This is a genomic window from Nocardia mikamii NBRC 108933, from assembly GCF_001613505.1.
Taxonomy (GTDB): Bacteria; Actinomycetota; Actinomycetes; order Mycobacteriales; family Mycobacteriaceae; genus Nocardia; species Nocardia mikamii.
On record NZ_BDCM01000012.1, the window covers coordinates 155,496 to 180,073 of the forward strand.

Sequence of the window (24,578 nt, forward strand, 5' to 3'; positions counted from 1 at the left end):
CATCACCGACGTTTGGCGGCGGCGAGGCACCGTGCCGGGCCGAGCGCCGCGACGAGCCCACCGATTCGTCCGGCCCGGCGTTCGGCCGCCGCCACCACTGCCTCGCCGGCCGCGCGCGCCGCGCCGAGCCCGATGCGGGCGACCAGGTCGGGACGCAACAGGGCGGCCGGCCGCCGCGTCAGACCCATCACGCGATACAGCGTGGCCGCGACGACCGGATCACGCTCGGCCGCGGCCAGGACCGGGTCGAGCGCCGCGACCGCGGCGCGGATCGCCGGATCCGGGTGCGGGCCGACATGCGGCATCGCGCTGTCGGCGATCACGGTGAGCTGCCAGGCGATATCGATCTCTGGGGTGACGGCGGTGTAGAAGCGGCGTGCGAGGTCACGGTCGCCGCCCGCGGCGAGGCAGCGTTGCAGCACGCGCATCTGGATCGCCGCGATCGTCATGCCCTGGCCGTAGACGGGGCTGAAGCTGCACAGACCGTCGCCGACCGCGAGCAGGCCGGACGGGAACCGGTCGAGGCGTTCGTAGCGCCGGCGCAGGTTGGCCTTGTAGCGGAAGGTGGCGATATCGGTGAGCAGTTCGCCGCGCCGCACCGCCCCGCGCACGTCCGGCGGCGCGAGGGCCGCCGCGAAATCCAGGAAGCCGGCCGGGTCCGCGGGTGGTTGTTCGCCGGCGTGCCCGATCAGGGTGAGCACGTAGCGATTCCGCCCCTCCACCGCGAACAGCGCCAGGGCCCGTGGCGGGAGTTCCCGCACCCCGATGGTCAGCGATTTGTCGGTCCCCAGCGCACCCGGCTCGAGTTCGACGAACGCGCTGCGGTAGACGATATCGATGGTGGTGCCCTCTTCCCGTGGCCGCGGATAGCCGAGGGCGGCCAGCCAGGCGGGCACGACCCCGCCCCGGCCGGTCGCGGCGACCACGAGGTCGGCGGTCAGGTCTTCCCCACCGCCGGCATCGTGCACGGTGACGCCGGTGACGCGCGTCGCGGACGGATTCGCGATGACACCGGAGGCCTGGGTCCGATCACGCAGCGTCACATTCGGAATCGACAGGATACGTTGCCGCACATGATGTTCCACGTGCGGACGGCTGGCCTGCAGGCCGCGATAGCCGGTGGAGACCTGCGCGAGTGTGCGCCCGGCCATCTGAAAGGTGACCTCTCCCAGCACATCACAGTCGATCGCCCCGGCGGCGCGCATCTGCGCCTCGAATCCCGGAAAGAACTCCTCGAGCAGGTCCTTTCCGCGCGGTAGCAGCCCGTGCACGTGCCGGCCCTGCGGGACGCCTCGGCGCGCCCGCGGACCGTCGGGCAGCGCGTCGCGTTCGACGACGGTCACGCGGTCGTAGTGGTCGCTGAGCACGCGGGCCGCGAGCAGCCCGCCCATTCCGGCCCCCACGACCACCGCGTGTTCGCCGATTCTCGCCATCGAGCCACCTTCATCGCACCATTGAGACTAGAATACAAAATAGTCTCAGAATGGCGCGGAGACAACCACCCTTCCCGACATCACCGGCGAAGCAGGCACAATGAGTCGGTGACCAGGTCCGCGACCGAACTGATGGATGCCGCGCTGCAACTCGTGGCGGAATCCGGCCTGACCGACCTGACACTGACCGACGTGGCGCGGCGCGCGGGGGTGTCGCGCGCGACCACCTACCGGGAGTTCGGCGACAAGGACGGACTGGTGGCCGCCCTCGTCCGCCGCGAGATCGGCACCATGATCGCGGCCGCGTACCAGGTGGTCGACATGACGGCACCGACACCGGAGTTGGCCCGCGCGGCAACGCTTTTCGCACTGCGCTACCTGCGGGCCCACGAGGCGTTCCGGTATATCCGCGGTCACGAACCGCAGTGGCTGTTGAACGCGGCGGTCACCCGCATGGAGTCCGAGCGCAATCTCGTCGAAACCGTGGCCGCGCTGCTGACTCCGCTGCTGTCGTTGCAACGCGCCGGCGACTTGGCGGTCACGCCCGAACAAGCCGCCGAGATCATCGTGCGCACCGTGTTGTCGCACATACTCGTCGAACGCAGCACCCTGAGCGACGACGAGATCGCGGAGATGGTCGTGCGCGCAACGTCGGCATGAGGACGCGCTCGGACTGAGACGTACCTCCTATCGAGTATCACTGCCGCACCCAAGGATGACGGTGACGCCGGACTTCCCACGTCGCCGGGCACATCGACACCCCGCCAGATCCGATTCCGCCCGCTCGTCAGCCGACCCCCGCAGCGATCAAGGGTGATCCAGCACACATCGCATTTAGGTTGTGCACAACTTTATTGCGTCATACATTTATCCACATGACCGATCCGCTGGCACTGGACCAGCAGCTGTGCTTCCAGCTGTACGCCGCCTCCCGCGCGGTGACGGCCCGCTACCGGCCGCAACTGGACGCACTGGGGCTGACCTATCCGCAGTATCTGGTCATGCTGGCGCTGTGGGAGCGCGACGGGCGCGGCGTCGGCGATCTCTGCTCCGCCCTCGCCCTCGATTCCGGCACGCTCTCACCGCTGTTGAAACGCCTGGAGGCCGCCGGGTTCGTCGAACGCCGGCGTGCCGCGGACGACGAACGGCGGGTCGAGATCCGGCTCACCGACCGCGGGGACGCACTGCGAGAACGCGCCTGCGACATTCCGGCGCGCATGGCCACCGCATTCGGCGGCGGACTGTCCCTGGACGAGCTGGTGAGCTTGCGCGAAACACTGGCCCGGCTGACTGCCGCGCTGAATACCGAACCGGATGCCGAAGGCGCATCCACCGAGAGAAAGCGATGACCGACATGGCAATCCTCTACACCGCCGAGGCCCTGGCCACCGGAGACGGCCGCAACGGCCACGCCCGCACCACCGACGGCAAGCTCGACGTCGACCTCGCGACGCCGCCGGAAATGGGCGGCAGCGGGGCGGGCACCAACCCGGAGCAGCTGTTCGCCGCCGGGTATGCCGCATGCTTCCACTCCGCGCTGCGTCTTGTAGGCAAGCAGGAGAAGGTCGATGTCAGCGATTCCGCGGTCGGCGCGAAGGTCGGCATCGGCCCGAACGACGCGGGCGGCTTCGGTCTCGAGGTGACCCTGGAGGTGTCACTGCCGCACCTGTCGCGCGACGAGGCTCAGGCGCTGGCCGACAAGGCACACCAGGTGTGCCCGTACTCGAATGCGACGCGTGGCAACATCGACGTCCGCGTGATCGTCGCCGAGGACTGAGTCAGCCGCGCTGCCACCAGCGCTTCGCCGGAGCCGGGTCGGTGTGCCCGCCACACCACCGGTCGGCCGGAACGGTCGCGCGCACCTCGTCGATGTGGGCGCCGCAGCCGGACCAGGTGGTCTTGCCGCAGGTCGTACAGGTGGTCGGGACGCACATGACATCTCCTCGTGGTCGGGGCGTCGTGGTGCGCCGTCAGCGGCGCACCACCATGATGGGACATTCGACCGAACCGATCAGCGCCACACTGGTCGAGCCGAGCAGCATTCCGGCGAATCCGCCGCGGCCGCGGCTGCCCACGACCACCAGTTGCGCCGAATCCGATTGCTCCAGTAGCGATTTCGCGGGATTGTCGCGCACCACCTGCAGAGTGACCGGCAGCTCGGGATACCGTTCGCGCCACGGCGCGAGCCGCTCGGCGAGCATGGCGTGTTCGGCGCGCACGATCGTATCCCAGCCGAACATCGAGATGTCGAGACCGGTGGTGTCGCTCCACGAATGCAGCGCCACCAGTTCCACACCACGCCGGTGCGCCTCGGCGAAGGCCGCGTCGACGGCGGGATCGCTGTTCTCGGTGCCGTCGACGCCCACCAGCACCGGACGCTGCGCCGCGACCGGGTCGGTGGCCGAATGGGATTTGACGATCACCACCGGGCATTTCGCATGATGGACCAGTGCCGAGCTGACCGACCCCAGCAGCCCGCGCTGCAACGCACCCCGCCCTCGGCTTCCGGCGACCAGTGCGCCGGCCGACTCCGACCGCACCAGCATGTCGCCGATGATCAGTTCCAGTCCCAGCTCGGCGTCGATAGCGAGATCCGGCCCGCCGATGTCGCGAGCCACCTCCGTCGCACGAGTGAGGATCTGCTCACCGTCGGTGCGCAACCAATCCGGCTGTGCCGTACCGGCCGCCAGGCCGGGGCCGAAACTCGCCGGAATCGCGATCGAATGCACGATCTGCAACGGTGATCCGCTCAGGGCCGCATCGCGGGCCGCCCATGCCACCGCCTGCAGCGAGGTCGGCGAGCCGTCCACGGCGACGACGATCGGTCCCTGCGCGGTCTCCGGCTGCCCCGTGGGTACGGACTTCTCGGGCGCGGACTTCTCGGTCACGGATTCCTCGGTGGTCACGGACATCCTCCTCGATCGACTACGCGGCGTACGAAAGCCGGCCCGGCCCGACGGCCGTCACCGGGCGGAACTCGGGAGCACTGCAGCTATCGGAACAGCTCGATCGTAGCCGGAGCGCGGCGATTCCCCCGGAACCGAAGGATAAACTGGTCTGACCACTTGACCTCTGACCGCAGCGGGATTACCGTTCCGGTCATGGCCTTTCAGCGGATCGACCGGCAGACGGTCCCCGACGCGGTATTCGACCAGCTCGTGACCGAGGTCCTCGACGGCGAACTTCCGGCGGGCGCCACCCTTCCGGCCGAGCGGCAGCTCGCCGAGGCGCTCGGAGTGTCGCGGCCGACCGTGCGCGAGGCACTGCGCAAGCTCGCGCACACCGGCCTCATCGACGTGCGCCAGGGCGGGGCCACCACGGTGCGCGACTTCCGTCGTGCGGCCGGATTGGATCTGCTGCCCCGGCTCATCGTGCGCAACGGCGAGTTCGACCACACCGTGGTCGCGAGCATCCTGCAGGCGCGGCTGGTCCTGGGCCGGGAGGTCGCCGCCCTGGCCGCCGAGCAGGGCGGCACGCAACTGCACGCCGAACTCGGCGACTGCCTGGAATCGCTTGCCGCGCAACAGGAACCCGTCGCACAGCAACTCGAGGCGCTGACATTCTGGGATCACATCGTCGACGGCACCGGATCGATCGTGTTCCGGCTGTTGTTCAACACGCTGCGTGAGGTCTACGAGCCCGCGATCGTCGCGCTGGCGGGTGTGATGGCCGCCGAGGTCGGCAGCATCGACCACTACCGCCGGCTCACCGCGGCCGTCGTCGGCGGCGACCCCGCCGCGGCCCGCGCCGCCGCGGACACGCTGTTGCGCGTCGCCGCAACACAATTCGACACCGTGATACGCACGATGGAAGGTGCGGACGATGACCGCTGAGACCCGCTCCCACCGCCGGACCACGACGCTGCCCGACGCCTTCGGCGTCTTCGTGCGCCGCCCCTCACCGTGGATCATCACCACGCTGCTGACGGGCGCGCTCGCCACCCGGATCGCGGTGGGCGACTGGCAGCTCACCGACGCCCTGGTCGCCGGGGTGATGCTGGCGTTCTTCCCGGTGACGGAGTGGATGATCCACGTGTGCGTCCTGCATTGGCGGCCCCGCCGGATCGGCCGGCTCACCCTCGATTCACTGCTCGCGCGCAAACATCGCGAACACCATGCCGACCCGCGGCGGGTGGACCTGATCTTCATCCCGTGGCAGACCTTCCTCTGGCTCTTCCCGGCTCTCGTTCTCGTTGCAGCACTGGCATTTCCGCGTTTCGGACTGGGATTGACCTTCCTGACCGTGGTCGGCGCGCTGGGTTTGGCCTACGAGTGGACCCACTATCTGATCCACACCGACTATCAGCCGCGCACCCGCCTCTACACCGCGGTCCGGCGCAACCACCGGCTGCATCACTTCAAGAACGAGCACTACTGGTTCACCGTCACCAGCTCCGGTACCGCCGACCGGCTGCTCGGCACCTATCCGGATCCGGCGTCGACGCCGAATTCCCGCACCGCCACGGCCTTGCACGGCACCGGCCGCTGAGTATCCGGGCATCGGCCGGGTCCTGCGGCGCACCGACGGCGGCCGCCCCCGGCACTGCTGCCCCGGATACTCGGGTCTGGCCCGATTCGTCCGGATGTAGTGAATTTGACGATGCGGCAGCCGCATTCACAACGACATCCACGGAATAGGACTTCATCCGAATGAAGAAACTCGGAACTCTGACCCTGATCGGTGCCGCCACGGCGGCCGCGCTGTGCGGCGGAGCGGGGCTCGCGGCAGCCGACGACGCCGTCTCCGCGACACCGGTGGTGGCGCCGGGCGAGCCGGACCCCACGGGCACCGGCTCCGCGTCCGGCATCACCGATCTGGTGAAGGCGCTGTCGAGCGGAAGTGCGCAGGCCGCGACGCCTGCGCGGTGATCGGGACGGTTCCCCACTTCACCGGAGGTGGGGAACCGGCGCGGCGGGACCACTATGTTCGTGGGTATGCACTGGGATCAGATGACCGCCACGACCGAGGAGCTGCGCAAGCGAGCGACCCGCCTGCGACGCGGCGTCGGCCAGCTCGGCATCCTCGAATCGATTCTCAGCGCGGCGCACGGCCCGTGGCTGGGCGCGATGGACGCCGACGGCCGTGGCACCGCCGAACTCAGAATGCATCTCGCCGGGCGATATCGGGTGACCGCGGTGGTGACCAGTGCGGGCAAGCTGAGTCTGATCCAGCTGCACGCCCCCACCCCGGACGGCGGCGACAGTGAGCGCGTGCTCTCCCCCAAGCCCGCACTGCGCCGCGGCTGGGACGACGACGAGCCGATGCCGAAACAACCGCAGTGGCTGGACTATCTGGTCGAGTGGGTGGGTTCCGCCAGCACCGACGTCGACCGGCGTTCGGTGCTGGAATGGCATCTCGAGGGTGCGGACCGGCGGCTCGCGGCGATGAACGAGACCATCGAGAGTCTGCGACTGAGCCTGGCCGAGCGCGAAGAGCTTCGCGACGAGGTCGCGGCCGAGGTCGACCAGCTGCGCGCCGAACTCGACTCGCTCGATCCCGCGCGATAGGTGCCGATCAGTCGACGCGCGACCCCCAGTCCCGCAGTGGCTCGGGAAGTCCGTCCGGGAGCCGGTCCGGGCACGCGGCGAGCAGGCCCTCGCGGACCAGCCCCAGCGCGCAGTCCAGATGCAGTACGTGCGGCGGCAGCGCACCGGCACCACCGTGAAACCGTGCGGCGCAAGGTATTTCGAGAGCCAGCGAATCCAACGCGTGGGTGGATCAGGTCTCGATCAACGACAGCGCGACGGGGATGAGGAGATCGGTCAGCTCACTCACGTCGGGACGAGGCTGCATCAGCAACCATTCGTGGGCCAGGCCGTTGACCGCGCCGATCAGCACACTCGCCGAGAGCGCGGCGTCGCCACGCAGACGCGCGCCCTGGCCCGCGATCGGCACCACCACCATCTCCAGCAGGGTGACCCAGCCGTGCCGACGTTCGCGGCGATGCTGCTCCATCCGGTCGCTCGCGCCGACCACCTCGATGAACGCCAGCTTGGCCCGGTACGGATCGGAGGTGATCGAGTCGAGATAGGCCGACAGCACCACCGCCATCGCCTGCGCCGGATCGGCCGGCGAGAGCGTGCCCAGGGTCCGCACGACCGCCGCGGCGGCCTCGTCCTGGACCCGGTCGTAGGCGGCGATCAGCACATCCTCGCGGGTCTGGAACTCCTCGTAGAACTGCCGTTTCGACAGTCCGGCCGCGGCGCACACATCGGCCAGCGAGCAGTTCGCGTAACCGCGGTCGGCGAACACCTTCGTCGCCGCGACGATGAAACGCTGACGGCGTTCGGCCCGGCGTTCGGTCACCGCGCGGCCGCCGTACTGTCTGTCCGCCATCGTCACGAATCCACACTATCGGTCGCGGCCACCGGCGGCGGGGACGGTGCCCGGCTACGCCGATTCCGCGACGCTCGCGAGAATCGCCACCCGCGCCACGGACCACGCCGCCGAGCCCGGATCGGTGAATTCGGCGTGCCCGACACCGGGCAGGATGTGCAGGTCGGTGGGGTCGCCGGCGCGGCGGGCGGCCTCGGCGTAGCGGCGGCTCTGTTCGACCGACACCACCCGGTCCGCATCGCCGTGCACGGCCGTGATGTGCACGCCCCGGGGAAGATTGACGATCGGTGAGGCGTACCGGTAGCGGTCGGGCACCTCGTCGGGCAGACCGCCCAGCAGTTTGCGCGCGAATCCGTCGTTGCCGTGCGCCACCGCATAGTCCAGATCCAGTACCGCGGCCATCAGCGTCACACTGCGGATGCGCAGGCCGCGCGATGCGGCCTCACCGTCGGTACGGCGGCCCGCGACCCACGCCGCCAGCTGTCCGCCCGCCGAATGACCGGCGAGATGAACGTTGTCCAGATCGAGCCGTCCCCCGGCGCGCTGCTGGACGACCGTGGCCAGAGCCGCGACGGCGTCGTCGACATCGGTCAGCGTCACCGGCCAGCCGCCGGCGCCGTTGACCCGCCGATACTCGACATTCCACACCGCCACACCGGATTCGGCGAGTTGCCGGGCCTGCGCGGAGAACTGGGTCAGATCGCGGTACTGCGCCCAGCCGCCGCCATGGATCAGCACCACCACCGGACACCGGCCGGACGATCCGGACAGCGGCCCACCGGCGGGCAGATAGAGGTCACCGAAGGTATCGGCTTCGCGGCCGTACGCGATCCGGATCGGCACACCGGCTTCGGCCGGTTGGATGCTCAGGCCCGGCACCGCCGGCCCGGCATGCCCATCCGGCGCCGCCGGTTCCACGGAACCGAAACCGATCGCCGCGACGACGACCGCGAGTACCCCGGCCAAGACCCACCGGCGCGCCCCACCCTGTCCAACGCCCACCACGTGCGGGCACCTCCTGCTCGAGCCACTCGTGGGATAACGGTACTGGCAATCGAGCCGCCGTGTCTCCCCACGTGACGCGCGGCACTACCACCAGTGCAGCAGCGGTCCCAACTCCCGGCCGAGAGCCCCGGACAGCGAGCGCGAATAGCTCGAGGTCAGATGGTGTTCGTCGTGGTAGATCAGGATGTTGCCGGCGACCACCGGGCACACCGACGCGTCGCAGAACGCATCGCTCAGGTCGATCGGGAAGATGTTCGGGTAGCGCGAGGCCGGTTCGAGCTGCGGATCGACCGGATCGAGCGCATCGCTTCGGCGCATACCGCAGCCGACCGGGTCGCCGCCGCCGGCCAGGCAGTCGGCCGCCGCGTAACGGATCTCGTTGTGGCGCAACCACGGTGAGTCGCGGATGGTGACGGTGTCGAGCCCACGTTCGGCCAGGGCCGACCACACGTCCACGTATTCGGGCGGTGTCTCGTCGCCGGTTCCGGCGCGGGGCCGGCTGCCGGTGGTGAACACCCAGTCCGGACGGTCGACGGCCAGGCGGTCCAGGACCGCGCGCGACCAGTCCCGGCAGTCGGGAATCGGTTCACCCTTGTAGGTGGCGTCGTCGGCCAAGGTGAGCGGGCAGCCCATCTTCAGATACACCTGGATGCGGAAGGAATGCTGTGCGGCGAGCTCCTGGAGCGCCGGAACCCAGTGTTCGGCATGGGAACTGCCCACCACCGCCAGGGTGCGAGTGGCGCTCGCATCGCCGTAGGTGCAGGTGACCACCTCGCGGGTGTCCCAATCGGCGATACAGCGGTCGAGGGTCGGCGGCGGCAGTTCACCGGGAGCCTGCAAGACCGTGGGCCGCATCGGCGCCTGCGGTGTCGGCGCCCCCGCCGCCAGCGCCTCCGCACCCGGATACAGCACCCGATCCAGCGGCCGCGTCGGTTGCGCCGGATGCATGCGCACCACACCGAACTGCCAAGCACCCGTGGCCGCGACCACGGCGACGGCCACCGCGCACACCAGCGTCCCCGCGCCGCGCCGATACAGGGGCGACGAACTCAGCGGCGCACTGCGCGCCCCCAGTCGCAACGGCTGTTCGACGAGCAGGTGCGTCGCCCACGCCAGCAGCAGCGACGCCGCGACCACCAGCGCGCCGTCGCGCAGCCCGGCGTGCGGGCGACCCGATTCGGCGAGATAGAAGATGAGAATCGGCCAATGCCACAGATAGAGCGGATAGGCGATCTCGCCGAGCCACTGCGCCGGCCGCGAGGCGAGAATCCGATTGGGCCACGGCATATCCGCCGCGGCGACGTTGTTTCCGGAGACGATGACCGCCACCGCGGCGAGCACCGGCACCAGCGCGGCGGGGCCCGGGTAGCGGTTCGCCCCGTCGATGATCAGCCAGCCGCACAACAGCACGCCCGCCAGACCGGCGAGTGCGGTTACCGCCCGCAGCATCCGCGGTAGCAGCAGGGCCGGTGCGGCCAGCGCCAGCGCCGCCCCCGCGAGCAGCTCCCACAGCCGCGCGCCGCTGTCGTAGTAGTTCCAGCCCTGATGCGTTGCCGCCCCGTGGGTCGCGTACAGCAGTGACACGATGGCCGCGGGTGCGATCAGACCGGCCAGAACAGGCCGCAGCAGTGCGACCCGGTCGATGCGGTGCAGCACGGCGGCGACCACCGCCACCACGACGAGGGCGAGCAGATAGAACTGTCCCTGCACGGCCATCGACCACAGATGTTGCAGCGGGCTCACCGACGGATCCGCGGCCAGGTAGTCCGACCAACTCGTCGCGAGTCGCCAGTTCTGGTAGTAGAACAGCGACGCCAGGGTTTGTCCCGCCAGATCCGACCATTGCGTATAGGGCCGCGTGTAGATCGTCGCGGCCACGACGGCGGCCAGGACGACGACCATCGCCGGCAGCAGCCGCCGCCCGGTGCGTCGCACGGTGACTCCGATGCCGACGGCTCCCCGCTCCGCGCGGCGCACCAGCAGTCCGGTGAAGAAGAATCCCGACAGCACCAGGAAGACGTCCACGCCGCCGGAGACCCGGCCGAACCAGATGTGGAACACCACCACCAGCACGATCGCCACACCGCGCAACCCGTCCAGGTCACCGCGGTAGGCGGTGCTCCTGTTCGACGCGGACTCGGCCCGACCCGGCGCAGAACGGGCCGGCGCGGCGATCCGGGTGCGCGCGATACCTCCGGTCACCACGCGAAACGCCGGTTCCCGCGAGGGGGCGCCGGTACCGACACACGAGGGTGGAGATGAACACGCGCAGACCACAACACGTCCACTCTCTTAGCACGCCGCAAACACTCAGCGCCACTTCGCTTTCCAGGTGCGCACCGATGAACTAGACTGCGCGCGCGACGGTGGCGGTTCCGCCACGCCTGCGCCGGGTTCCACGTCGGCGCGGTCCGGGTCCGGGTGAGCGGGTAGCAAGCCAGGCCGATCAGGAAGGCCGAGAAGTGGCCGATTCCCGTGAAGGTGAGGTGGATCAGCGGCGGCGCGGCGAAACAGACCGTGGCCGCCACGACATAGCCCCACCGCCACGGATACGCGATGTGATAGGTCAGCACGCCGATGATGCCGGCGAGAAAGTAGCTGACGCCGATATCGCGCACGTCGACGAGAGCGGGATCGGCATGTCCGTGCCGGATCGCCCAGCCCAGCAGGCCCTCGCTGATGTAGGTGGCGCCCACGTGGGCGCACAACCCGACGATCGCCCAGCGCAGGGCGCCCAGCCACCGTTCGGCGGACGCGTGGAATACGCAGTACAGCACCAGATACGGCAGCCAGAAGTAGCCGGCCACCCACAGCAGGCTGGTCACCAGGACGTGGAGCGGATCGCTGGTCAGATTCGACAGATTCGTCGAGCGCTCGCCCAGAATGATCTTCAGGTCGTCCAGCGGCACCGCATGCTGCACGATCGTGGTCACCAGGAGCAGCGCCAACCACGAGAACGTCCACGGCGCCGTGCGGACGTAACGCCATGCCGCGGCGGCACGACCACGCATTCGCTCAGATCGTCGATTCGCCACGGTGGCTCCTCACCGGCCGATCGGGCCCGGCGCTCACGAGCCGTAGAGCGCCGACACATCGACTGTGTATCGCCTGCCCGGCGGCGGCATCACCCACCGCGGATGAAATGCCGAGGTCCGGCGGCCGCCGGACACCCCCGGCCGCACCGCCGCCTCAGCCGGCGTCGACGACCGATGCGGGGAGCCCGGCCAGGCTGCGGCTCAGATAGCTGCCGTCGCCGGTGAGGGAGCGTTCGAATTCGAGCGGGTCGTTGAGGTAGGTCGTCGCCAGCGATTTGGTGTGCACGCGCGCGTACTGTTCGCCGTCGGTGGAGCGGGCCTCCACGCGGACTCCGGACAGCAGGTGGACGCCGGACGCCCCGTCGGCGGCGTCGACACCGTAGGCGACCGGGCCGGTTTCGTCGAGGCCGTAGCAGATGGTGATCGGCCCCGACACGGCCCGCACCCGCGCCGCCACCGAGGAGGCGACCGAATGCGGCGACAGCCGCAGCCGGATCCGGCGCAGCGCCGCCGCGACGTCGACCGACAGGTCCTCCCGGGTGCCCTGCACCATCGCCTGATAGACGGCCGGTTCGGCCACCAGCACGGTCGGCGACTCCGCGGCCAGGTGGCGATGAATATTGCCCGGCGCGTGAGTTCCGGCCGGCAGGACCAGATCGGCGCCGGCGACGAGATTGGCGACAGTGGCGGTGTGGAATCCGAAGCGCCCGAACAGACCTGCGAAACACAGCGTCCGATCGGATTCGCGCAGTTTGCTCGCCCCCACCCACGCGGTGGCCGCGTTGAGCACCGCGGTCGCGGAGTACTCGAGACAGACCAGTCGCCGCGACGGCGCCGAGGCGACGCGGCACAGTTCGGTGTCGCGGTGCAGGGCCGGGCGGTCGCCGTCGAAACCGGTGCGCTGCGCCCAGGATCGTTCGTCGAGCCGGATTCCGCCGGCCTGTCCGGAGGCGACGACGGCGTCGATACCGCACTCCTCGATCAGCTCCCGCATCGCGGTGAGCGGCAGTGCCGGATTGGCCAGGACGGGGATGTCGCCGCGAGCGAGCAGCGACAGCATCGTGGAGATGTATCCGGGGGAATTACCGAGCGCCACAAGGACTCTCGCACGCGGACGGCGCAACACCGTATCGAATCGCGCGGCCTTGTCGGAAACCTCGGCGAGCAGGTCACCGAAGGTCCGGCTGTCGTGCATGCTCGACACCGTCGCGTACGGGCGCATCCGCATGGCGGTCGTGACCGCGCTGAACAACAGCGCGGGCCTACCGGCACCGGTCGCGATATCCCTGCCCCGATATCCTCGAATATTCACCGATGCAGAATTTATTGTCATCGAATACCAATCTTTGTTCCCCCTTGTCCGATATCTACCGCATTCCTCCCCGCAGTACACGCTCGCACCCGATCACATGCGGACACAGGCAGCGACGCATCGCCTGCGAAGGAAACGTCACATGTACGCCACCGGGATGCGGACACATTAGCCAGAACAACAACAATGCGCAACCGCGCGCATTGTCACGTGTTTTGCGAAAGCATTTACGGATGCAAGCACGTTTGCACGGTTGAATGTGCGCGATTCTGTGCGTACGCCGGGCCGCTCGGCGATCTTCATCCGGTACCGTCCGTCGAGCTCATCGCCCCCGCGAATCCTCCTGCGACACCAGTCGTTCCTGTCGCAACCCGGGGCCTGTCGCAGCACCTGACCGAGCGAGGCGCCGACGTCTCCCCGGACCGGGCGGCCGCGCAATTTCGCGTCACGACCGCTCGGAACAATCCTTCCCGCATCGGCCGGAAGGCAATTCCTGCCGCTGGGCGGGGGCTTCCCGCACCCGCCCTCGGGTATTCTCCACAAATGATTCCGCAGCCCGGCGGGAATTACCAGAACTTCGGCGACACATCCTCGGCCGGGTATTCCGGCAATTCGTTGTCAGGCCGGGGTTCGCGCGGCCTCGTGCGACTCGCTCCGCGCACCGGAACCGTCCGCCCGCTCCGGCACCGAGAGATCGTAGACCGTGTAGGCCGCGCGGATCACCGGCTGGGCCACATTGCGCACCCGGACCCCGCCGGGTGTGGTGCCGCGCTCGTACCCGGCGTGCGCGTGCCCGTGGATCGCCAGATCGGCGCCTCCGCAGGTGTCGATCGCCTCGCCGAGCAGGTACGAGCCCAGGAATGGATAGATCTCCGGCGGCTCGCCGTGCAGGGTGTCCCCGCAGGGGGAATAGTGGGTGAGCGCGACCTTCACGTCGGTGTCCAGCCCGCACAGGGCGACATGCAGCGCGTCGGCGAGATCGACAGTGTAGGAGGCGAAGTCGCGCATGATGCGCTCACCGAACACGCTCGCGCACTTGCCGGCGAAGCCGCCGCCGAAGCCCTTCGTACCCGCCACGCCCAGCGAATAGGGGCCCACGGTCACCGTGGTGGAGGTCCCTTCCAGCACCCGGATCCCGTGATCGCACAGCAGGGCCGTGATGTCGTCCTGCAGATCGGAATGGTGGTCGTGGTTGCCGAGCACCGCGATCACCGGCACGCCGGGGTCCTCCAGTTCGGTAGCGACCACCCGCGCCTCGTCGAGGGTGCCATGCCGGGTGAGATCGCCACCGACCAGCAGCACATCGGCCTCCTCGGGCAGCCGCTCCCATGCCGGGCGCAGCGTCCCCTGCGACTCCGCGCCGAGATGGATATCGGCCACGGCCGCGATGCGCACCACCCCGTCCGTCGTCCGCTCCGGGCCCGCCATCAGCTCAGCCGTTCGTGATCGACGATGGGCGACTGCGTGGAGGACACTCGAATATCGTTGTGGATGCGCAGTTTCGGCGCTCGCTCACGCACGATGTCCTCCAGATCGCTCCGCTGCTGTTCACTGCCGACCTCTCCGCACAACACCACCACGGCGCCGCGGATGGTCACCTGTACACCGAGTTCCGCGGTGCGCGGGTCTTCCGCGAAGGCTCGCCGCAGATTTGCGACCAGATATTGCGGCAACACCTCGTCGCCCGAGTCCTGAGCCATGACCTCACCTCCGATTCCGAGATCCTCGACCAGCGCCAGAAACGCCCGTGCGTACGGCGAGACCGCGGTTTCGTCCCGGGCGCGCCGCCAGTCGATCTGTTCCCGCAGATCCCGGGCGATCGCCAGCGGCCGGGTGAAATCGAGCCGGTGCGGGTCGAGGACCATCAATTTGTCCACCATCAGATCGGTGCCGCTGAGCACCGGAGCCGCCGCCGGGCCTATCCGCATCCAGGTCGCGCGGCCCAGCAGATCGTCGTCGACGTTGCGGTAGTTGGGCCGGAAGATCAAGTCCACCAGCGTATTTCCGTCGTACACCTTGGTCAGCCAGTCCTCGGGCGGGTCGACGGCATGCAGCCCGGCCGCGGTCAGGATGTCGCGGGCCCGGAAGGCGTCGGCCGGTTTGACGTAGATGTCGACATCGTGATCGCTCGCGGGACCCCCGCGCGCGTACACCGCACATCCGCCGCCGACCGCGAAGTCGATCTCGTGGGCCAGCAGCGCGTTCACCACTTTGGTGAGCGTGTGCAGCAACTGCTCTATCGAGGCAGTCATAGCGGGCGCATACCCGCCGTCGGCAGCGGTATTCACGGCGTCGCGACGGCCTGAGGAGCGGTCTCCTTGATCTTGGCATTGGCCCAGCGCATTTGTCGCAACGTCTCCGGATGACAGTCGGCGGCCAGGTCCAGCAGTTCACTGTCCCTCGCGGCCTGCGCCGCTTGGGCCAGGATTTCCCAGTTCAGCGATACCACCGCGGCATTGCTGTGGATCGTGCGCAGATCGCGTAGCAACAGCAGCGCGGGCGCATGCCGCCGGCCGACCAGGCTGCCGAGCGTCCGGCGCGCCGACTCCACCGGTCCGGCGACCGACAACGGAGACGCGTCCAGGTGCAGGCCGCGCCGTTCCCCGGTGTGGGCCAGCTTGCGGCGATGCTCGTCGGTCCAGACCAGCAGATCGCGGCAGACGTGGTGGACCTCGTGGTCGGCGTGGTGACGATCGGCGGTGCGGATCAGCAGTTTGCCGAGATGGGTTTCGCTGCGGTGTATTTCGGCGAGCATGGCGTCCAGGTCGTTCATCGCGCACTCCGCTCCAGTTCGACCGCCGGTGTGGTGGTTCGTTCCGATCGCCGGCCGGAGCGCACGAGTTCCATCGCGGCCGCGCCGGATTTGAACAGCGGTTGTTTGGACACCGGATCCCATTCGGTGGGCGTGAGCTCGTTGGCGGCGGTGCCGTCCTTCCCGGCGGGGCGATCGCCGGCCGCGGTGTCCCAGTAGCCGTAGTGGAACGGGAGGAAGACCACGCCGGGACGGATGTCGCCGGTGCGCAGCCGTGCCGTCACCTGCCCGCGCGCGGTGCGCACGCGCACGAGGTCGCCGTCGTCCCACCCCTCGCGCCGGGCGTCCTCGGCGGCCATCTCCACCCACACCTCCGGCGCGGCGGCCTGCAATTGCGGCGCCCGGCCAGTCTTGGTGCGGGTGTGGAAGTGGTAGAGCGTGCGACCGGTGATCAGCGCATACCGATAGTCCTCGCTCGGCGATTCGTGCCGTGGAAGATACTCCGCCGCCTTGATGATCGCGCGGCCCTCGGGGTTCAGCGCGCGATATTCGGTCGGCTCCAGCGGTGCTCCGGTGATCAGATCGCGACCGTAGGTCTCGCAATCCTGTGGTGCCGCACGGAATTTCGCGTCGGCGTACAAGCGCTCGGTGCCCTCCGGATGCTCGTCGGTACACGGCCATTGGATGCCGCCCAGCGCGCGAAGTTTCGCGTAGCTCATAGCCGAGTAGTCGCACAGGCGTCCCGCACTGCACCGTTTCCACTGCTCGAACACCTCTTCCGGCGTCCGCCACGGCAGCAGCGGTGCGCCGTCGGCATCGCGCAGATCCAGGCGGCGGGCGTAGTCGAGGAAGATGTCCAGATCCGGCCGGGCGGTGCCGGGAGGCTCGACCGCCTTCTCCGACAGGTGCACGGTGCGGTCGGCGTTGGTGAAGGTGCCGGTCTTCTCACCCCAGGTCGCCGCGGGCAGCACCACATCCGCCATATGCGCCGTCTCGGACAGGAAGATGTCCTGTACGACGAGAAACAGCCGCCGCTGCGACAGCAGGGCACGCACGCGCGCGAGCTCGGGCAGCGACACCGCCGGATTGGTGCCGCTGACATACAGGAAGCGGATCGACCCGTCCTCGACGAAGCGCAGGATCTGCATCAGATGCGTCGGCGCGCTGAAGTGCGGTATGCGTTCCGGGTCGACATTCCACAGCCGCGCCAGTTCCTCGACGTGAGAATCGTTGGCCCAGTTGCGGAATCCCGGCAGATCGCCGTTCGCGCCGCATTCACGGGTGTTCTGCGCGGTGGGCTGACCGTTCATCTGCAGGACGCCGCAGCCGGGGCGGCCCAGCATGCCGCGAATCAGATGAATGTTGTTGACCTGCACCGCGGCCGCGGTGGCCTGGTGGGACTGGTAGAAGCCCTGCAGCACCGTCGAGAGCACCCGCTCGCCGGTGCCGATCACCCGCGCCGCGGCCCGCAGATCGGCCGCCGGCACGTCGCAGATCTCCGCCGCACGCTCGGGCGTACAGCCGGCGACCTGTGTGCGCAATTCGTCGAATCCGACGGTGTGCGCGTCGATGTAGTCGTGATCGATCCACTCGTTGCGGATCAGCTCGTGCAACAGCGCGTTCATCACCATCACGTTGGTGCCCGGGCGCGGGGCCAGATGGATGCTCGCCGCGCGGGCGACCTGCGTGGTGCGCGGGTCGACGCAGACGAGGGCGGGCGGATTCGGGCCGCGCAGACGATCGAGCATGCGCGACCACAGCACGGTCTGGGTTTCGGCGACGTTGTGGCCGTAGAGCGCGATCACGTCGGCGTGGTCGACGTCGGCGTAACTGCCGGGCTGCCCGTCGGATCCGAACGACTCCTTCAGCGCCTCACCGGCGGTGGCGGTGCACAGCCGGGTGTTGCCGTCGAGATGATTGGTGCCGATGCCGCCGCGGGCCAGGACCGTGAGCGCGTAGTACTCCTCCAGGAACAGTTGCCCGGTGGTGTAGAAGCCGATCGATCCCGGCCCGCGCTCACCCAGCAACTCCCGGGTCCGCTCGGCCACCATCGACATGGCTGTGTCCCAATCGGTTTCGACCAGTTTGCCGCGGCGGCGCACCAGCGGGGCCCTCAGCCGGTCGGGAGAATTGTTGGCCTGCCACCCGAACAGGTCCTTCGGGCCCAGCCGCCCGCGGTTGACCCGATCCCCGCCGCGGCCGCGGACCCCCACGATGCGGCCCTCGTGCACGGCGATATCCATCGCGTCGCCATTGGAATGCAGCAGCGACGCGGTCGGCACCCAGCGTTCCACCATCTCCTCGCGCACGCCTTCGGCCAGGAACATATCCACGCGTTCCGGCCACGGCTGCCCGGGGCCGTACGGAGTTCGCGTCCCCCACGGGTGCGCGATGCGGTCGTGTCGGCTCGGCCCGGCCGTATGTGTACCGGATCGCAGATGCATGGTCACCTCGGAGACGAAGGGTTACGGATGCCGCGGACCAGGGGCCGGCGTGTCTGCGCGATACCCGCGCCTACCGGGTTGTAACGGGTTCGCGCTGTTCGCGGCGGTCCGGTGCGGCTACCGTCGGAGTTACGGGCGAATCTTCGGTACTCGAAGGGAGCAGCGATGGCCACCGCATCTGTATCTCGGCATCGGGCGCGGGTTTCCCCGGTGCAGGCCGCGGCCTATGTGGTCGGGGCGGCGTTCCTGGTGGTCGGGGTGCTCGGGTTCATCCCGGGCGTGACCACGAACTACGACATGCTCACCTGGACCGGACATCATTCCGGCGCCGAACTGTTCGGCGTGTTCCAGGTCTCGGCGCTGCACAACATCGTGCATCTGGTGTTCGGCGTCGCGGGTCTGGCGATGGGCCGCACGACGATGACCGCGCGGACCTATCTCATCGCCGGCGGCGTCGTCTACCTCGCGCTGTGGGTGTACGGCCTGGTCGTGGACAAGGAGTCGACCGCGAACGTCATTCCGGTCAACACCGCGGACAACTGGCTGCATCTGGGCCTCGGCGCGGCGATGCTGCTGCTCGGGCTCTTCCTCGGTCCGGCCGACCGTCCCATTCTGTTCGAGGGATCACCGCAGCCGGGACGGCCGGAAGCCGCGCCGCCCGGCACCGGACACGGGCAGACCGAATGAACGAGCCGATCAGAGAATCGGCCGGCCGCCGGTGACGGCGAGCCGGGCGCCGGAGATGTAGCTGCCGTCGTCGGAGGCCAGCAGCACATAGGAGGCGGCCAGCTCGGCGGGCTGTCCGGCCCGCCCGAGCGGGACGTCGTCGCCGAAATTGCGGACCTTCTCCACCGGCATGGTGGACGGGATCAGTGGCGTCCAGATGGGGCCGGGCGCGACGCTGTTGACTCGAATCCCCTTCTCCCCCAGCATCTGTGCGAGGCTGGCGCAGAAGTTGGCGATAGCCGCCTTGGTGGCCGCATAGGGCGCCAGCGTCGGTGAGGGCATATCCGAATTCACCGAGGAGCTGCCGATGATCGAACCGCCCGCCGGCATATGCGGGACCGCCGCCTTCACCAGATGGAACAACGCGCCGACGTTGAGCTTGAACGTGTAATCCCATTCGTCGCCGGAGATCTCGTCCAGGCTTTCGTGCGTCATCTGATACGCGGCGTTGCTCACCAGCACATCGATTTTGCCGAATTCCGTTGCGGCGCGGTCGATGACGGCCTTGCAGTGTTCGGGATCGGACAGGTCGCCCGGCACCGCGACCGCCTTGCGGCCGGCCTGCTCCACCAGCGCGACGACCTGTTGCGCGTCCTCGTGTTCGTCGAGGTAGGAGATCAGCACATCGGCGCCCTCGCGCGCGAAGGCGATGGCCACGGCGCGGCCGATTCCGCTGTCGGCGCCGGTGATCACCGCCGCCTTGCCGGTGAGTTTGCCCGACCCCTGATAGCTGTCCTCCCCGCAGTCCGGTCGCGGGGACATCCGCTGCTGCACCCCGGGGACCTGTTGTTGCTGCTCCGGAAAACCCATCGCGATCTCCTGTCGACGTGGCGGCGGTGGGAGGCCCCACGCTCGTGTGGAGCCCGGGAACCCTCAGCACTCGCGCTACCCGCGCCCGCTACGGGCAAACCAGCGCCGCGCTCAAGGCGCGATCAGCCGCCGGGCCGCGAGGACGGTGGCGGCGCGCCGGTCCTCGGGGTCGTCGTCGTGCAGGGCGTGGACCGCGGAGGTCCGGGCGAGATCGGTCAGCAGGGTCAGCAGGGTCAGCGGTTGAAAGGTGCCGGTGATCAGCCCGGCGCGCTGACCGCGGCGGATCTCGGCGATCTTGGGTGCGACCGCGCGCCGGATCGCCTCGTCGGCGCCCCGGATGTGGGTGCGCTCGATCTCGGCCCACGCCTGCAGACGGGCGTTGTCGGGGTGGTGCAGATAGTGATCGAAGAGCCTGCCGACATACGAGGGCAGATCCCCCGCGTCCAGCGCGGTCTCGGCGGTGGTCTCGGTCGCCCACTGCTCGGTCACCGCCGCGTAGAGGTCGTCCTTACCGGTGAAGTAGGCGTACAGGCGGTCCTTGCTGGCATTGGCCGCCGCCGCGATCCGGTTGATCCGGGCCCCGGCGATGCCGTAGCGGGCGAACTCCGCCTTGGCCGCGGCGAGGATTCGCTCCCTGGTGGCATGACCTGCTGCGCGCATGCCGCGGATCCTATCTTGCCGAACCAGCCAGTTCGGGTGTAGTTTCCCGAACCATCTGGTTCGGGAAACTCTGGAGGATTCGATGACCGGGACAACCGCACGCTGGCGCGAGCTGGCGGCGCAATCGAGCGGGGTATCGACGGACGAGCTGGACCGGCTGTGGGCCGAACTCGCGGTCGTGCGCGCCGAGGACATCCTCGGCGAATGGAAGGGCGCCGCCTTTCGAACCGGCCACCCCCTGTGCCGCGCACTGGACAAGAGCGGCTGGTACGGCAAGACCTTCCATTCGACGATGGATGCGAAACCGCTGATCTGCCGCGCCGAGGACGGCACGCTGTACTCCGATGTCGAACTGGGCGGCGGCGAGGCCACGCTGTGGAATATCGAATTTCGCGGCGAGGTCACCGCGACCATGGTCTACGACGGCCGCGCGGTGTTCGACCACTTCAAGCGCCTCGACGACAACACGCTGATGGGCATCATGAACGGACGACCCGAACTGGTGCTGGCCGGCGGCGAATACTTCTACTTCCTGCTCGAACGGATCTGAGCCGTGCCGGTGACCACTGCCGCGCTGTCGCGCGATCCGCGGGCCGCCTTCAGCCTCGAATCCGTCACGATCGACGAGCCGCGCGCCGACGAGATCCTGGTCCGGATCGAGGCGTCGGGAATCTGTCACACCGATCTGGTCTCCCGCGCCGCCGGCGCCGCCGACCGCCCGATCCTGCTCGGCCACGAGGGCGCGGGCGTGGTGGCGGCGGTCGGCGCCGAGGTGGCGGGCGTGTGTCCCGGCGACCGGGTCGTGCTGACGTTTCGGCACTGCGGCAGCTGCCGCAACTGCCGGCTCGGCCGGCTGCCGTACTGCGCTCGATCCACCGCGTTGAACCAGTTCGGCGGCCGAGTAGATCGCTCGCCCCGCATCACCGTCGACGGCACGCGCGTGCGCGACGGCTTCTTCGGGCAGTCGAGCTTCGCCGGCTACGCGCTGAGCACCGCGGACAATACGGTCGTCGTCCCCGGCGACACCGATCTCGCCGTCGCCGCCGCGCTGGGCTGCGGCTTCCAGACCGGCGCGGGCGCGGTACTGAATGTGCTCGCCCCCGAACCGGATTCGCAGATCGTGATCTACGGCGCCGGCGCGGTCGGCATGGCCGGGTTGCTGGCCGCGCGGACACGACCCGGCACCACCGTGCTGGTGGTCGAACCGTCCGCCGACCGCCGGGCGCTCGCCCTGGAACTCGGCGCGGCCGCCGCCCTGGCGCCGGGCGAAGAGACCGCCGCGACCATAGACAAACTCACCGGTGGCGGCGCCACCCACGCCCTCGACACCACCGGACGACCCGACGTGCTCGCGGCGGCGGTGGCGGGGCTGGCCACCGGCGGCGCGGTGGCCGTGGTCGGCCTCGGCATCGGCGTCCCGCAACTCGATATGCGCGATATCGTGCTGGGCGGCAAGACCATTCACGGCTGCCTGGAGGGCGATGCGGTGCCGCGGCGGTTCATCCCGCAACTGCTCGAGCTTCACACGGCCGGGCGGCTGCCGCTCGATCGGCTGGTCCGGTCCTACCCGTACACCGAGATCGGCGCCGCCCTGGCCGACCACCACGCGGGACGTGTCGTCAAACCTGTTCTGACCTGGTGACGGCGGCCGGCGCCCAGCAGGCCGCGCCGCTCGCGGTGGTCCGCTCGATGTTCGCGCTCGACGCCGGGACCGAGTGATCCGTGTACGAGCGCCCGGGGCGGGTATGGCGTCAGCGTTGCCCACCGAGACCATGAGGAGGTCGCAGCATGACAACAGTCACCGAATCGGTCGATGTGCACGTACCGGTGACCACCGCCTACAACCAGTGGACCCAGTTCGAATCGTTCCCGCAGTTCATGCAGGGCGTCGAGCGGGTCGAGCAGCGCGACGACACGCACACCCACTGGACGGTGCACGTCGCCGGCGCGACACGCGAATTCGACGCCAAGATCACCGAGCAGCACCCCGACGAGCGGGTGTCGTGGACCTCGGAGGACGGTCCCCGGCATGCCGGAGTGATCACCTTCCATCGGCTCGACGAGGACACCACGCGCGTCACCGCGCAGATGGACATCGACCCCGACGGGTTCGTGGAGAACGTCGCCGACAAGCTCGGCATCCTCGATCGTCGCGTCAAGGGCGACCTCGAGCGTTTCCGCGACTTCATCGAATCGCGCCAGCAGGAATCCGGTGCGTGGCGCGGGGACGTCGACCGGCCCCGGCCGTAACGAATGCCCGTGTCCTCACCCGCGCCCGGTGGTTCGGCGCCGCTCGATGCCGAGCCCGTCGACGCCGTGATCATCGGCGGCGGGCACAACGGCCTGGTGAGCGCCGCGCTGCTAGCCGACCACGGCTGGGATGTAGTGGTACTGGAAGCCCAGGACACCGCCGGCGGCGCCGTGCGCAGCGCCGAACTGGTGCCCGGCTACCGGATGGATCTGTTCAGCGCGTTCTATCCGATGGCCGGCGCCTCGCCGGCGCTGCGCCACCTCGGCCTGGAAGATCACGGATTGCGGTGGAGCCGAGCGCCCATCGTGTACGGCCACCCCCGCTGTCCCGAGGACACCGATGCCGCCGTCGTGCATCCGGACGCCGAGACCACGGCCGAGGCGCTGGCTCAGCGCGACAGGCGCGACGGCCGCACCTGGATGCGGCTGGTCGAGCAGTGGCGGCAGGTGCGCGAACATCTGCTCGGGTCGTTCCTCGGCCCGTTCCCGCCGGTGCGCGGTGCGGCCGGACTGTGGCGTGATCTGGGATCCGCCGAGCTGTTCCGGTATCTGCGGTTCCTGATCCTGCCGGTCGGGCGGATGGTCGACGAACTGTTCCACGACGAAGCCGCCAAATTGCTGATCATGGGAAACGCGATGCATGCCGATGTCCCGGTGGACGCGCCCGGCAGCGGCGTCTACGGCTATCTGCTGACCATGCTGGCCCAGGAGGGCGGCTTCCCGGTTCCGGTAGGCGGAGCCGGGGCGCTCAGCGCGGCTCTGGTGCACCGCGCCGAATCGGCGGGGGCCCGGGTGCACTGCGGGCAGCCGGTGGAACGGGTCGTCATTCGCAACGGGCGCGCCGACGGCGTGATCACGGCCGCCGGTCAGCTGGTGCGGGCACGCAAGGCGGTCATCGCCGATATCGACGCGCCGACGCTCTACACCCGGCTGCTCGCCGACGCGGATCTGCCACAGCGGCTGCGCGCCGATCTGGCACGATTCACCTGGGACGCTCCCACCGTCAAGGTGAATTACGCACTCTCCGAACCGATTCCGTGGCGGTCGAAGCAGTTGCGGGAGGCGGGCACGGTGCATCTGGGCGCCGACGGGGCGGGGCTGGCGCGGTGGACCACCGATCTCGGCACCGGCGTGGTGCCGCACACGCCGTTCATGCTGTTCGGTCAGATGACCACGGCCGATCCCAGCCGGTCGGCGCCCGGCACCGAATCGGCGTGGGCGTACACCCATCTGCCGCGCGGGGTCACCGACGACGCCGCGGCCGACCTGCTGGCCGAACGGGTCGACGCGGTCCTCGAAGCCCACGCGCCCGGCTTCGGCAGCCGGATTCACGCGCGGATCGTGCAGCGGCCCAGCGATTTACACAGCGCCGACGGCAATCTCGTCGGCGGCGCGGTCAACGGCGGCACCTCGCAGCTGCACCAGCAGTTGGTGTTCCGGCCGGTCCCGGGGCTCGGGCGGCCCGAAACCGTGGTGCCGGGACTGTATCTGGGCTCGGCCTCGGCACATCCGGGCGGCGGTGTGCACGGAACCTGCGGCGCAAACGCCGCCCGCGCCGCCCTCGCCGACTCCCGTCCGACCGGATGGCCGCGGCGAAAATTGTTGTCCCGCTTGCACACCGCGCTGTACGCCCCCGACCGCTGACCGTACGGAAACAGCCGTGGATATCGACGCCGGTGTCCCGGACCCGGGCGGGCCCCGGTTGCCCGCCGGGCCCGCTCGTCGGACTCACCGTCACGATCGACGGGGCGCAGGGAGCAGGGCCGACGGAACTGCGGCACCCGCCGCGCGCGGCACCGGTGCGCTACGCCGACT

Annotated in this window: 27 protein-coding genes; 12 read left to right on the forward strand and 15 right to left on the reverse strand. The window is 69.3% G+C overall.

All coding sequences use genetic code 11. From position 1 onward, the window contains the following. Positions 1 to 2 precede the first annotated feature (2 nt). Positions 3 to 1,433: an FAD-dependent oxidoreductase gene (locus tag NMI01S_RS15565; protein WP_062997858.1), complete on the reverse strand. Its 1,431-nt coding sequence runs from the start codon at positions 1,431 to 1,433 to the stop codon at positions 3 to 5. 108 nt (positions 1,434 to 1,541) lie between these two features. Here NMI01S_RS15565 and NMI01S_RS15570 point away from each other — a divergent pair, with 108 nt between their 5' ends. The 3 genes from NMI01S_RS15570 (at position 1,542) to NMI01S_RS15580 (ending at position 3,210) form a co-directional block, all read left to right on the forward strand. Then, on the forward strand, positions 1,542 to 2,093 hold the full coding sequence (locus NMI01S_RS15570; RefSeq protein WP_245716879.1) for a TetR/AcrR family transcriptional regulator: 552 nt from the start codon (positions 1,542 to 1,544) through the stop codon (positions 2,091 to 2,093). A 215-nt stretch (positions 2,094 to 2,308) separates the two neighbouring features. Beyond that, positions 2,309 to 2,782 (forward strand): MarR family winged helix-turn-helix transcriptional regulator, encoded by a 474-nt coding sequence (locus NMI01S_RS15575; protein ID WP_062997862.1) that lies wholly within the window; start codon positions 2,309 to 2,311, stop codon positions 2,780 to 2,782. Positions 2,783 to 2,787: 5 nt separating this feature from the next. Beyond that, a complete protein-coding gene (locus NMI01S_RS15580; protein ID WP_062998637.1) occupies positions 2,788 to 3,210 on the forward strand; it encodes an organic hydroperoxide resistance protein in 423 nt (140 codons plus the stop codon). Between the two features lies 1 nt (position 3,211). Here NMI01S_RS15580 and NMI01S_RS35330 read toward each other — a convergent pair whose 3' ends face one another. Then, entirely contained in the window at positions 3,212 to 3,367 is a 156-nt protein-coding gene (locus tag NMI01S_RS35330; protein ID WP_167331982.1) for a DUF8730 family Cys-rich protein, read from the reverse strand. A 36-nt stretch (positions 3,368 to 3,403) separates the two neighbouring features. After that, a complete protein-coding gene (locus NMI01S_RS15585; protein ID WP_245716880.1) occupies positions 3,404 to 4,339 on the reverse strand; it encodes a universal stress protein in 936 nt (311 codons plus the stop codon). A gap of 195 nt (positions 4,340 to 4,534) precedes the next feature. On the opposite strand from NMI01S_RS15585, the gene NMI01S_RS15590 reads away from it, so the two are divergent. The 4 genes from NMI01S_RS15590 (at position 4,535) to NMI01S_RS15605 (ending at position 6,940) form a co-directional block, all read left to right on the forward strand. Then, the gene (locus tag NMI01S_RS15590) at positions 4,535 to 5,266 is read left to right on the forward strand and encodes a FadR/GntR family transcriptional regulator (protein ID WP_062997864.1); all 732 of its coding nucleotides are present in this window, start codon (positions 4,535 to 4,537) and stop codon (positions 5,264 to 5,266) included. Continuing rightward, entirely contained in the window at positions 5,256 to 5,921 is a 666-nt protein-coding gene (locus NMI01S_RS15595) for a sterol desaturase family protein (RefSeq protein WP_062997866.1), read from the forward strand. Before NMI01S_RS15590 ends, NMI01S_RS15595 begins: the two co-directional genes overlap by 11 nt. A 161-nt stretch (positions 5,922 to 6,082) precedes the next feature. After that, entirely contained in the window at positions 6,083 to 6,301 is a 219-nt protein-coding gene (locus NMI01S_RS15600; protein ID WP_062997868.1) for a hypothetical protein, read from the forward strand. A gap of 81 nt (positions 6,302 to 6,382) precedes the next feature. Next, positions 6,383 to 6,940 carry a hypothetical protein gene (locus tag NMI01S_RS15605; RefSeq protein WP_157163475.1) on the forward strand — a complete coding sequence of 186 codons (558 nt, stop codon included), beginning with the start codon at positions 6,383 to 6,385 and terminating at the stop codon, positions 6,938 to 6,940. A 7-nt stretch (positions 6,941 to 6,947) separates the two neighbouring features. Here the strand turns inward: NMI01S_RS15605 and NMI01S_RS15610 are convergent, their stop codons facing one another. The 10 genes from NMI01S_RS15610 to NMI01S_RS15655 form a co-directional block, all read right to left on the reverse strand. Next, positions 6,948 to 7,139, reverse strand: a complete 192-nt coding sequence (locus tag NMI01S_RS15610; protein ID WP_062997870.1) for a hypothetical protein — start codon at positions 7,137 to 7,139, stop codon at positions 6,948 to 6,950. A gap of 12 nt (positions 7,140 to 7,151) precedes the next feature. Further along, the gene (locus NMI01S_RS15615; protein WP_084512996.1) at positions 7,152 to 7,769 is read right to left on the reverse strand and encodes a TetR/AcrR family transcriptional regulator; all 618 of its coding nucleotides are present in this window, start codon (positions 7,767 to 7,769) and stop codon (positions 7,152 to 7,154) included. A gap of 54 nt (positions 7,770 to 7,823) precedes the next feature. Next, positions 7,824 to 8,774 carry an alpha/beta hydrolase family protein gene (locus tag NMI01S_RS15620; protein ID WP_245716881.1) on the reverse strand — a complete coding sequence of 317 codons (951 nt, stop codon included), beginning with the start codon at positions 8,772 to 8,774 and terminating at the stop codon, positions 7,824 to 7,826. Positions 8,775 to 8,858: 84 nt separating this feature from the next. Further along, a complete protein-coding gene (locus NMI01S_RS15625) occupies positions 8,859 to 10,976 on the reverse strand; it encodes an acyltransferase family protein (RefSeq protein WP_245716882.1) in 2,118 nt (705 codons plus the stop codon). Further along, positions 10,973 to 11,785, reverse strand: a complete 813-nt coding sequence (locus tag NMI01S_RS15630) for a rhomboid-like protein (RefSeq protein ID WP_063920746.1) — start codon at positions 11,783 to 11,785, stop codon at positions 10,973 to 10,975. Before NMI01S_RS15630 ends, NMI01S_RS15625 begins: the two co-directional genes overlap by 4 nt. 178 nt (positions 11,786 to 11,963) lie before the next feature. Next, positions 11,964 to 13,121, reverse strand: a complete 1,158-nt coding sequence (locus tag NMI01S_RS15635; protein WP_062997874.1) for an AMP-binding protein — start codon at positions 13,119 to 13,121, stop codon at positions 11,964 to 11,966. A gap of 618 nt (positions 13,122 to 13,739) precedes the next feature. Then, complete coding sequence (locus NMI01S_RS15640; protein ID WP_062998645.1) at positions 13,740 to 14,519, reverse strand: metallophosphoesterase family protein; 780 nt, start codon at positions 14,517 to 14,519, stop codon at positions 13,740 to 13,742. A 29-nt stretch (positions 14,520 to 14,548) separates the two neighbouring features. Continuing rightward, the gene (locus NMI01S_RS15645) at positions 14,549 to 15,373 is read right to left on the reverse strand and encodes a BON domain-containing protein (RefSeq protein WP_062997876.1); all 825 of its coding nucleotides are present in this window, start codon (positions 15,371 to 15,373) and stop codon (positions 14,549 to 14,551) included. A gap of 32 nt (positions 15,374 to 15,405) precedes the next feature. After that, positions 15,406 to 15,894 carry a hypothetical protein gene (locus NMI01S_RS15650; protein WP_062997878.1) on the reverse strand — a complete coding sequence of 163 codons (489 nt, stop codon included), beginning with the start codon at positions 15,892 to 15,894 and terminating at the stop codon, positions 15,406 to 15,408. Beyond that, entirely contained in the window at positions 15,891 to 18,317 is a 2,427-nt protein-coding gene (locus NMI01S_RS15655; protein ID WP_062997880.1) for a molybdopterin oxidoreductase family protein, read from the reverse strand. Before NMI01S_RS15655 ends, NMI01S_RS15650 begins: the two co-directional genes overlap by 4 nt. A gap of 165 nt (positions 18,318 to 18,482) precedes the next feature. Here NMI01S_RS15655 and NMI01S_RS15660 point away from each other — a divergent pair, with 165 nt between their 5' ends. Further along, positions 18,483 to 19,004: a DUF4383 domain-containing protein gene (locus NMI01S_RS15660; RefSeq protein WP_062997882.1), complete on the forward strand. Its 522-nt coding sequence runs from the start codon at positions 18,483 to 18,485 to the stop codon at positions 19,002 to 19,004. Positions 19,005 to 19,013: 9 nt separating this feature from the next. Here NMI01S_RS15660 and NMI01S_RS15665 read toward each other — a convergent pair whose 3' ends face one another. Together NMI01S_RS15665 and NMI01S_RS15670 are read right to left on the reverse strand one after the other, a co-directional pair. After that, complete coding sequence (locus NMI01S_RS15665) at positions 19,014 to 19,853, reverse strand: glucose 1-dehydrogenase (protein WP_062997884.1); 840 nt, start codon at positions 19,851 to 19,853, stop codon at positions 19,014 to 19,016. Positions 19,854 to 19,964: 111 nt separating this feature from the next. Then, positions 19,965 to 20,513, reverse strand: a complete 549-nt coding sequence (locus NMI01S_RS15670) for a TetR/AcrR family transcriptional regulator (protein ID WP_062997886.1) — start codon at positions 20,511 to 20,513, stop codon at positions 19,965 to 19,967. An 82-nt stretch (positions 20,514 to 20,595) separates the two neighbouring features. Here NMI01S_RS15670 and NMI01S_RS15675 point away from each other — a divergent pair, with 82 nt between their 5' ends. The 4 genes from NMI01S_RS15675 (at position 20,596) to NMI01S_RS15690 (ending at position 24,407) form a co-directional block, all read left to right on the forward strand. Next, positions 20,596 to 21,063, forward strand: a complete 468-nt coding sequence (locus NMI01S_RS15675; RefSeq protein ID WP_062997888.1) for a DUF4334 domain-containing protein — start codon at positions 20,596 to 20,598, stop codon at positions 21,061 to 21,063. 3 nt (positions 21,064 to 21,066) lie between these two features. Continuing rightward, positions 21,067 to 22,155, forward strand: a complete 1,089-nt coding sequence (locus NMI01S_RS15680; RefSeq protein ID WP_062997890.1) for an alcohol dehydrogenase catalytic domain-containing protein — start codon at positions 21,067 to 21,069, stop codon at positions 22,153 to 22,155. 146 nt (positions 22,156 to 22,301) lie between these two features. Beyond that, entirely contained in the window at positions 22,302 to 22,763 is a 462-nt protein-coding gene (locus NMI01S_RS15685; RefSeq protein WP_062997892.1) for an SRPBCC family protein, read from the forward strand. Positions 22,764 to 22,772: 9 nt separating this feature from the next. Then, positions 22,773 to 24,407: a phytoene desaturase family protein gene (locus NMI01S_RS15690; protein WP_245716883.1), complete on the forward strand. Its 1,635-nt coding sequence runs from the start codon at positions 22,773 to 22,775 to the stop codon at positions 24,405 to 24,407. The last annotated feature ends 171 nt before the right edge of the window (positions 24,408 to 24,578 follow it).

Bases quoted from the DNA above. Each gene is read 5' to 3' on its own strand.
- NMI01S_RS15565 (WP_062997858.1), bottom strand. From the start codon at position 1,433: ATGGCGAGAATCGGCGAACACGCGGTGGTCGTGGGGGCCGGAATGGGC.
- NMI01S_RS15575 (WP_062997862.1), top strand. From the start codon at position 2,309: ATGACCGATCCGCTGGCACTGGACCAGCAGCTGTGCTTCCAGCTGTAC.
- NMI01S_RS15580 (WP_062998637.1), top strand. From the start codon at position 2,788: ATGGCAATCCTCTACACCGCCGAGGCCCTGGCCACCGGAGACGGCCGC.
- NMI01S_RS35330 (WP_167331982.1), bottom strand. From the start codon at position 3,367: ATGTGCGTCCCGACCACCTGTACGACCTGCGGCAAGACCACCTGGTCC.
- NMI01S_RS15590 (WP_062997864.1), top strand. From the start codon at position 4,535: ATGGCCTTTCAGCGGATCGACCGGCAGACGGTCCCCGACGCGGTATTC.
- NMI01S_RS15595 (WP_062997866.1), top strand. From the start codon at position 5,256: ATGACCGCTGAGACCCGCTCCCACCGCCGGACCACGACGCTGCCCGAC.
- NMI01S_RS15600 (WP_062997868.1), top strand. From the start codon at position 6,083: ATGAAGAAACTCGGAACTCTGACCCTGATCGGTGCCGCCACGGCGGCC.
- NMI01S_RS15605 (WP_157163475.1), top strand. From the start codon at position 6,383: ATGACCGCCACGACCGAGGAGCTGCGCAAGCGAGCGACCCGCCTGCGA.
- NMI01S_RS15615 (WP_084512996.1), bottom strand. From the start codon at position 7,769: ATGGCGGACAGACAGTACGGCGGCCGCGCGGTGACCGAACGCCGGGCC.
- NMI01S_RS15630 (WP_063920746.1), bottom strand. From the start codon at position 11,785: ATGCGTGGTCGTGCCGCCGCGGCATGGCGTTACGTCCGCACGGCGCCG.
- NMI01S_RS15645 (WP_062997876.1), bottom strand. From the start codon at position 15,373: ATGACTGCCTCGATAGAGCAGTTGCTGCACACGCTCACCAAAGTGGTG.
- NMI01S_RS15650 (WP_062997878.1), bottom strand. From the start codon at position 15,894: ATGAACGACCTGGACGCCATGCTCGCCGAAATACACCGCAGCGAAACC.
- NMI01S_RS15655 (WP_062997880.1), bottom strand. From the start codon at position 18,317: ATGCATCTGCGATCCGGTACACATACGGCCGGGCCGAGCCGACACGAC.
- NMI01S_RS15660 (WP_062997882.1), top strand. From the start codon at position 18,483: ATGGCCACCGCATCTGTATCTCGGCATCGGGCGCGGGTTTCCCCGGTG.
- NMI01S_RS15665 (WP_062997884.1), bottom strand. From the start codon at position 19,853: ATGGGTTTTCCGGAGCAGCAACAACAGGTCCCCGGGGTGCAGCAGCGG.
- NMI01S_RS15670 (WP_062997886.1), bottom strand. From the start codon at position 20,513: ATGCGCGCAGCAGGTCATGCCACCAGGGAGCGAATCCTCGCCGCGGCC.
- NMI01S_RS15675 (WP_062997888.1), top strand. From the start codon at position 20,596: ATGACCGGGACAACCGCACGCTGGCGCGAGCTGGCGGCGCAATCGAGC.
- NMI01S_RS15685 (WP_062997892.1), top strand. From the start codon at position 22,302: ATGACAACAGTCACCGAATCGGTCGATGTGCACGTACCGGTGACCACC.